At 54.7% G+C, this 6839-nt stretch carries 5 protein-coding genes; 2 read left to right on the plus strand and 3 right to left on the minus strand.

The window, feature by feature from the left end; translation table 11 throughout:
• Positions 1 to 22: 22 nt before the first annotated feature.
• Positions 23 to 1411 carry an asparagine--tRNA ligase gene (gene asnS, locus IGQ16_RS11675; protein WP_024125488.1) on the plus strand — a complete coding sequence of 463 codons (1389 nt, stop codon included), beginning with the start codon at positions 23 to 25 and terminating at the stop codon, positions 1409 to 1411.
• Here asnS and IGQ16_RS11680 read toward each other — a convergent pair.
• The 3 genes from IGQ16_RS11680 to IGQ16_RS11690 are packed head-to-tail and all read right to left on the minus strand — an operon-like array spanning position 1408 to position 5573.
• Positions 1408 to 3462, minus strand: coding sequence for a cation:proton antiporter (locus IGQ16_RS11680; RefSeq protein WP_297061649.1), 2055 nt, complete (start codon positions 3460 to 3462; stop codon positions 1408 to 1410). The genes asnS and IGQ16_RS11680 overlap by 4 nt on opposite strands.
• Positions 3463 to 3515: 53 nt before the next feature.
• A complete protein-coding gene (gene trpB / locus IGQ16_RS11685) occupies positions 3516 to 4748 on the minus strand; it encodes a tryptophan synthase subunit beta (RefSeq protein ID WP_297061653.1) in 1233 nt (410 codons plus the stop codon).
• A 48-nt stretch (positions 4749 to 4796) separates the two neighbouring features.
• Complete coding sequence (locus IGQ16_RS11690; protein WP_024125491.1) at positions 4797 to 5573, minus strand: DUF1350 family protein; 777 nt, start codon at positions 5571 to 5573, stop codon at positions 4797 to 4799.
• Positions 5574 to 5648: 75 nt separating this feature from the next.
• On the opposite strand from IGQ16_RS11690, the gene IGQ16_RS11695 reads away from it, so the two are divergent.
• Complete coding sequence (locus IGQ16_RS11695) at positions 5649 to 6827, plus strand: DUF129 domain-containing protein (RefSeq protein ID WP_024125492.1); 1179 nt, start codon at positions 5649 to 5651, stop codon at positions 6825 to 6827.
• The last annotated feature ends 12 nt before the right edge of the window (positions 6828 to 6839 follow it).

Genomic DNA, 6839 nt, shown 5'->3' on the forward strand with positions numbered 1-6839 from the left:
GCAGTTATAGGAAAAAAGACCCATGCAGCAGCGGATTAAGGATATTCTTCACCAAGGTCAAGTGGGCGATCGCGTCACCGTCAAAGGCTGGGTGCGTACCAAACGCGAACTCAAGGAATGCACCTTTGTCAACCTTAACGATGGCTCAACCCTAGCCGGATTGCAGGTGGTCATTCCCAACACCCTTGCAGCCGCCACCCCAACCATCAAAGACCTGACCACCGGTGCCGCAGCGGAATTCACAGGCGAGCTGATGCGCTCCCCTGGCAAAAACCAAGCCATTGAACTCCATGCCCAGGAGATTCACCTTTGGGGCAGTGCCGATCCAGAAACCTATCCCCTGCAAAAGAAACGCCACAGCTTTGAATTTCTACGCACCATTGGTCATCTGCGACCACGAACCAATACCCTAGGCGCTGTGATGCGAGTGCGCAATGCCTGTGCCACTGCCATTCACCAATTCTTTCAGGAGCGGGGATTCCTCTGGGTGCATACCCCCATCATTACCGCCAGTGACTGCGAAGGGGCTGGGGAACTCTTTACTGTCACCACACTGGATTTAACCCAGCCGCCCAAAACCCCAGAGGGGAAGATTGACTTCAGTCAAGACTTTTTTGGCCGTCGTGCCTACCTCACCGTCAGTGGCCAACTGGAGGCAGAAATTATGGCCACAGCCTTTACCAACGTCTATACCTTTGGCCCCACCTTCCGCGCTGAAAACTCCAACACCTCGCGCCACCTTGCCGAGTTTTGGATGGTAGAGCCAGAGATGGCCTTCTGTGACCTCAGGGGGGATATGGAACTGGCGGAGGCCTTTTTGCAGTTTATCTTTCGCTATGTCCTTGACCACTGCCCAGAGGATATGGCCTTCTTTCAGGAGCGGATTGATAATAGCGTCATAGCCACTGCCGAACAGATGGCCACTCAACCCTTTGCCCGCCTCAGCTACAGTGAAGCGATTCAAGTCCTTGAAAAGAGCGGCCGTGCCTTTGAATTCCCGGTGGCTTGGGGACTAGACCTGCAATCGGAGCATGAGCGCTATCTTGCTGAGGAATACTGCCGACGCCCCGTAATTGTCTATGATTATCCCGCTGCCATCAAAGCCTTCTATATGCGCCTCAATGACGATGGCAAAACCGTGGCGGCAATGGATGTCCTCGCACCCAAAATTGGCGAGATCATTGGCGGCTCTCAGCGAGAAGAACGCTTTGATGTGTTGCAGGAGCGAATTGTGACCCAAGGCCTAGATCCTGCCCCCTACTGGTGGTACTTGGATTTGCGTCGCTATGGCAGTGTGCCCCACGCCGGCTTTGGCCTTGGGTTTGAGCGGCTCGTACAGTTTATGACGGGCATGGACAATATCCGCGATGTCATTCCCTTTCCACGGACGCCGGGCAATGCCGAGTTCTAGCCCAGGCGCGGCGGTTCGCCAAAGAGGATAATTGAGGTTTGCAGCTCTCGGATGACTTGGGTGGTGATGTCACTCACCGCCAGCCCACCTGCTGTGCCACGCCGAATCGAACGCATTAAAACCAAGTCATAGAGTCCTGCTTCTTCGAGGATGGTCCTGGGAATATCACTACTAGCAACGGTTTTAATGTGCACGTCAAGGAGACTTGCTCCCTTAGCTTCCTGTAGAATCTGGCGCAAATCCTCCTCAAACTGCGCCATTTGTTCATAGGGTGTGTTTTGCAGGGCCACGTGCAGCAGCATCACCTTTGCTTGACTGGCACTGCCAAGGGCTTGGGCAAAACTAATAATCCGTAGAGTTCTTGGGCTGAGATCTCGGGTCGGCACCAAAATTGAACGGATATTCTCCGGATCATCCAATAGGCGAGTAATGGCCACAGGACAGGGGCTTGACCAGAGGACGCGGTCAATGATGCTGCCAAAAAGCTGGGCGCGCCAACTACTAGTTTCTGGCCAGCCCAAGACAATGAGACTCGCCTCCTGTTCACGACTAAAGCGACTAATCCCGAGGGCAATATCTTCATCAATACGGATGGCAGTGGTTGTCTCGACGTTGTAGGGTGCCGCCAGTTCAGCGGCGCGGCGCAGCAGTTTGCGAGAGCGACGGAGCTTGGTATCGAGGCGGGGATCATTCATGTGCACTTGGCAAGGAATAACCGCAACTGCCACAACTCGCCCCGCCTCATGATGGGCTAGCAGTGCCGCCAATTCCATGAGGGGGCGTTGGGTTTGGGGATTGTGGATGGGAACGACGACAGTAAAGGTGTGGGGCTGGGGATCCTCGTGGCCATCCCACCACGTTGCCAGTTCCTCAATCTCCTCCTGCTCGGGCTGGGGAATTGGCAGCCGACTGGCAGCGCGTGCTGTAACCAGCGGGCCAAGAATTGAGGTGACCACCATTAGCACCAGCACGCTGTTGAGAATGTCTTGGGTGAGAATCCCCTCCTGGAAGCCGACTAGGGTTGCCGCCAAGGTGGCCGCCACCTGAGGCAAAGACAACGACCACATTGTCAACATTTCCATTGAGGTGTAGCGATACCAGCGGGCAGCCAGCCAAGCCGCAATGAACTTGCTGCCAATGAGACCGACGACAATGGCAACCGTAATGCCAATGGAGGCGAGGGTCTTGACAAAGGCAGGAATGTCAATCAGCAGCCCCATGTCCACAAAAAAGCAGGGGATAAAGAGGACACCACCGATAAACTCAACTTTTTCCTTGACGGGACTGTCCTCGAGAACATCATTGACGGCTAAACCGGCTAAAAAGGCACCGACAATCTGCTCAATGCCAATGATTTCGGCACCGATGGCAGCAACGAATAATGTCAAAAGAATGAAAAGGAATTGCTTCCCCTGAGCATCGTGCGATCGCCGGAAAAATTGCTTACCAATGCGGTCAACCCCCCACAGAACTAGAAAGCAATACAGACCAAGGGCAATCAATTGGTTGAGGAGAGTCAGCACCGTGAATTCACCGCGGTTAATGCCCACGCAGATGGCCAGCACCACCAGCGCTGCGGTATCGGTAAAAATGGTTGCGCCAATCGTAATGGTCACGGCTTCATTGTGCACAACCCCCAACTGCCGCACAATTGGATAGGCCAAGAGGGTATGGGAAGCCAGCAGTGAGCCAATGAGAAGCGAGCCATTCCAATCAAAACCAAACCAGTGGCCAATGGTGAATCCGGTTGCCAGGGGGACAATGAAGGTCAAAGCACCGAACAACAAAGAGCGATCGCGAGTTCTGCGAAAATGGCTCAGATCAATTTCTAGCCCCGCCACAAACATTAAATAGACTTTGCCAATGCCTGAGAGGAGTTTGATGGTGTCGCTGTCGTGTTCTAGGAACTGTAGCCCATTGGGTCCAAGCAGCACACCAGCCAACAGCAGACCCACGAGCCCCGGTAAGCGCAGCCGCTCAAACACCGGCGGAATGGTTAAAATGACAGCCAAAAGAACCATAAAAATAAAAATGGGGCTACTAGTGTTCATGGCCGCAATCTACAGGTGACTTTAATGCCGGTGACTTTAAGGATACACAGTACCTACTGAGCCTGAAAATAACGGCCAATGGTTTCCACGTCCTTATCGCCGCGTCCTGAACAGTTAATGACAATGCGGGGCTGCCCCGTCAATTGAGGGCATAGGGTTTCCAGATAGGCTAAGGCATGGGCGGTTTCAAGGGCAGGGAGAATCCCCTCCAACTGAGCTAGGCGCACACAGGCAGCCACCGCCTCAGCATCGGTGACACTGTAGTATTCTGCCCGACCAATGTCCTTGAGGTAGCTATGCTCTGGCCCCACCCCTGGATAGTCTAAACCGGCGCTGATGGAGTGGGCCTCAATCACCTGACCATCGGCATCCTGCAATAGATAGCTCATGGCGCCATGGAGCACTCCCACTTCGCCTTTGGTGAGGGTGGCGGCATGGTGACCGGTGTCCAGCCCTTGCCCTGCCGCTTCCACACCAATTAAGCGCACTTGGGGTTCTTCAACAAACTCATGGAAAAGTCCCATCGCATTGGAGCCACCGCCAACACAGGCAAGGAGAATATCCGGCAGACCGCCCCATTTCTCAAGACACTGCTGGCGGGTTTCAGCCCCAATGACGGCGTGGAATTCCCGTACTAGCATTGGGTAGGGATGGGGGCCTGCCACTGAACCCAAGATGTAATGGGTGGTTTCAACATTGGTCACCCAATCGCGAATTGCTTCTGAGGTGGCATCTTTGAGAGTTCCTGTGCCGGCACTGACGGGGGCCACTTCTGCTCCCAATAGACGCATCCGCAACACATTTAACCGCTGCCGCTCCATATCCTGCACCCCCATATAAATCACACATTGGAGGCCAAAGCGGGCACACACCGTTGCTGTGGCTACCCCATGCTGACCGGCACCTGTTTCGGCAATAATGCGCTGTTTGCCCATGCGCTTGGCCAGGAGCACTTGCCCGAGGGCGTTGTTGATTTTGTGGGCACCTGTATGGTTGAGGTCTTCCCGCTTCAGATAGATTTGGGGCTGGGCTTGATCATGGGCATAGTGGGCGCTGAGACGTTCGGCAAAGTAGAGGGGACTTGGGCGACCCACATAGTCTTGGAGGAGTTGCTGCAATTCTGCTTGAAAGTCAGGGTCTTGGCGGTAGTGGGCAAAGGCCGCCTCCAATTCACTGAGGGCGGGCATCAGCGTTTCAGGAACATATTTGCCACCAAAGCGACCAAAGCGACCCCGGGAATCGGGGCGAGCAGCAGCACTGAGGGCAGCAGAGGGGGCAACAGTCACGGGCAAATTCCTTTCTTTATTAAGGGTTTCTTATGCGATTGTGCCACGTTACGGGCGGCAACGGCGGGTGGTGCCCAAGGGATTGAGCCACTCCAATAGGCAGGCCTCAAGAACTTGCATTTCGGGAAAGAGACTTTGCTTGAACCACTGGCCGAGGGCATCCAAGGGAGAAAATTCTGCACCAACTTGCCACTTGAGGTTTTGGCTAAGGGGGGTGAGGTGATTCCCCGGTAGCCTGAGGGCAGTGACCATATCGCCAAATTTAGCTCTGAGGAGACTGCGCAGGCGCGCCGTTTGGTCAATGTCATCATCCTGGAAGCGAATCAGGAGGTTGCGGCGCACGGGATAGCGCTCTTGAATGAGCTGTTCGGTTTCGGTTGGGCTGGGGGTGAATTCAACACCGACGGGGGTCAGGTTTTCCATCCAAGGAATGGATTGACTGGCGGGGTAGTTGTTGAAGGCTATGAACATATTCCCAGCCCGATCGCCATCGTAGAGGCTATTGATCAACAGGTGGAGCTTGCAGCCCATACTGTGCCCTAGACCATAGATGGGCAATGCTGGCGGGTAGCCTTGGCGGTACACCAACCAATCAAGGGCATACTCGAGCTTATTGAGGGCATCGAGGGCGATCGCCCCATGATCAAAAGTATTCACAAAGGGTGTGGCAATAATGCCATAGCCAGCCTCCGCTAGGTGCTCCAATAAGCGCCGATAGGTCAATTGCGGTGCCGCTGCCACAAAGGCTCCCCCCAGAAAGTGAATCCACCCCAAGGGACGCTGGGGAATACACAGCCAATTGCCGCGAACCTCTTGCCACTCCAAAATCCAATCACTCCAAAAATGCCTAACTGACTGTAATCTAGCGAATACGGGAAATACAGTGGTACAGGACACGTGATGATTGCAACAGTGATTGGGATAGGGGCAGCCGCCCTAGGATCCCTAGCCCTTTTGGGGGCGATCGCCCTGGAATGGCGGTATCGCCAGCGGCCAGCCCATCCCCTGGAAGTGATCCGTGCTACTTGGAATCTAGAAATCTACGAGCCAACCCACTACCGTTTTGTTGGGCTACTGGGGTTGAGCAATCCCCACCGCGGCCTTGAGGTGATGGTGCCACAGTTGCAGGCAGAGGTGGTGTTGCTGTCTGATGGCAGCGTGGAGGGCATTGAAACGCATGTACAGGTTATCCCCCGCCACCCGGAGCCAGAGTTCCCGCCCCGTGCCGATGGCTATTGGTTTGCCTATATTGTCAAGTCCACAAAGCAGACAAATGTCGAGATTTGTGTGGATTTGCAGGGAATTGGCGTGAGCGAGGTCAAGGCGGCTTGGGTCAAGATTCACTACGTTGCCTATGGCCCCCATGGTCGCTTCCTGAAAACCCATCATGAATTTATCCCCCTGAAATTTCCTGCCAAGGGAGATACGGGTGTGTGGCGGCAGGCAGAGGGGGCGGCGGTACTACCCATTCGCACCCATTTACTGACGCCCTTGGACATTCTCCCCGAGGTGCTCAATCGCTACGTCATGCCCCATGCCCAACCGGGAGATATTGTTGCCATTGGTGAAACCCCCATTGCCATTATTCAAGGCCGTCTTAAGGATCCAGCCCAACTGCGCCCCGGCTGGGTAGCAACGCGGGTCTGTCAATTCTTTCTACCCACCTCCAGTTTGGCCACAGCCTGTGGCATGCAAGCCCTAGTTGAAGAGGTGGGAGAGTTGCGGGTGCTGTTGGCTTTTGTTGGGGGAGCGATCGCCAAAATCTTTGGCCACAAGGGCGGTTTCTATCAATTGGCTGGTGAGCAAGCTCGCCTCATTGACGACGTCACCGGCACGCTGCCCCCCTACGACCAATTTATTGTCATGGGACCTGCCAACCCCCAAGCCATCGTAGATGATCTGGCGGCCCAAACTAGCCTTGGCGTAGCCATTGTTGATGTCAATGATCTAGGAGCAGTCAAAGTTCTGGCCGCAAGCAAAGGGGTTTCCCATGAGCTGCTGATCAAAGCCTTAAGGAAAAATCCCGCCGGCAATGCCGATGAGCAAACCCCCCTTGTGCTAATTCGGCCTTCCCAGTGAAGTGGTTTCTAT

The sequence above is a fragment of the Thermosynechococcus sp. M3746_W2019_013 genome (genome assembly GCF_015296045.1).
Lineage (GTDB): Bacteria > Cyanobacteriota > Cyanobacteriia > Thermosynechococcales > Thermosynechococcaceae > Thermosynechococcus.

Bases quoted from the DNA above. Each gene is read 5' to 3' on its own strand.
- IGQ16_RS11695 (WP_024125492.1), top strand. From the start codon at position 5,649: ATGATTGCAACAGTGATTGGGATAGGGGCAGCCGCCCTAGGATCCCTA.
- IGQ16_RS11680 (WP_297061649.1), bottom strand. From the start codon at position 3,462: ATGAACACTAGTAGCCCCATTTTTATTTTTATGGTTCTTTTGGCTGTC.
- asnS (WP_024125488.1), top strand. From the start codon at position 23: ATGCAGCAGCGGATTAAGGATATTCTTCACCAAGGTCAAGTGGGCGAT.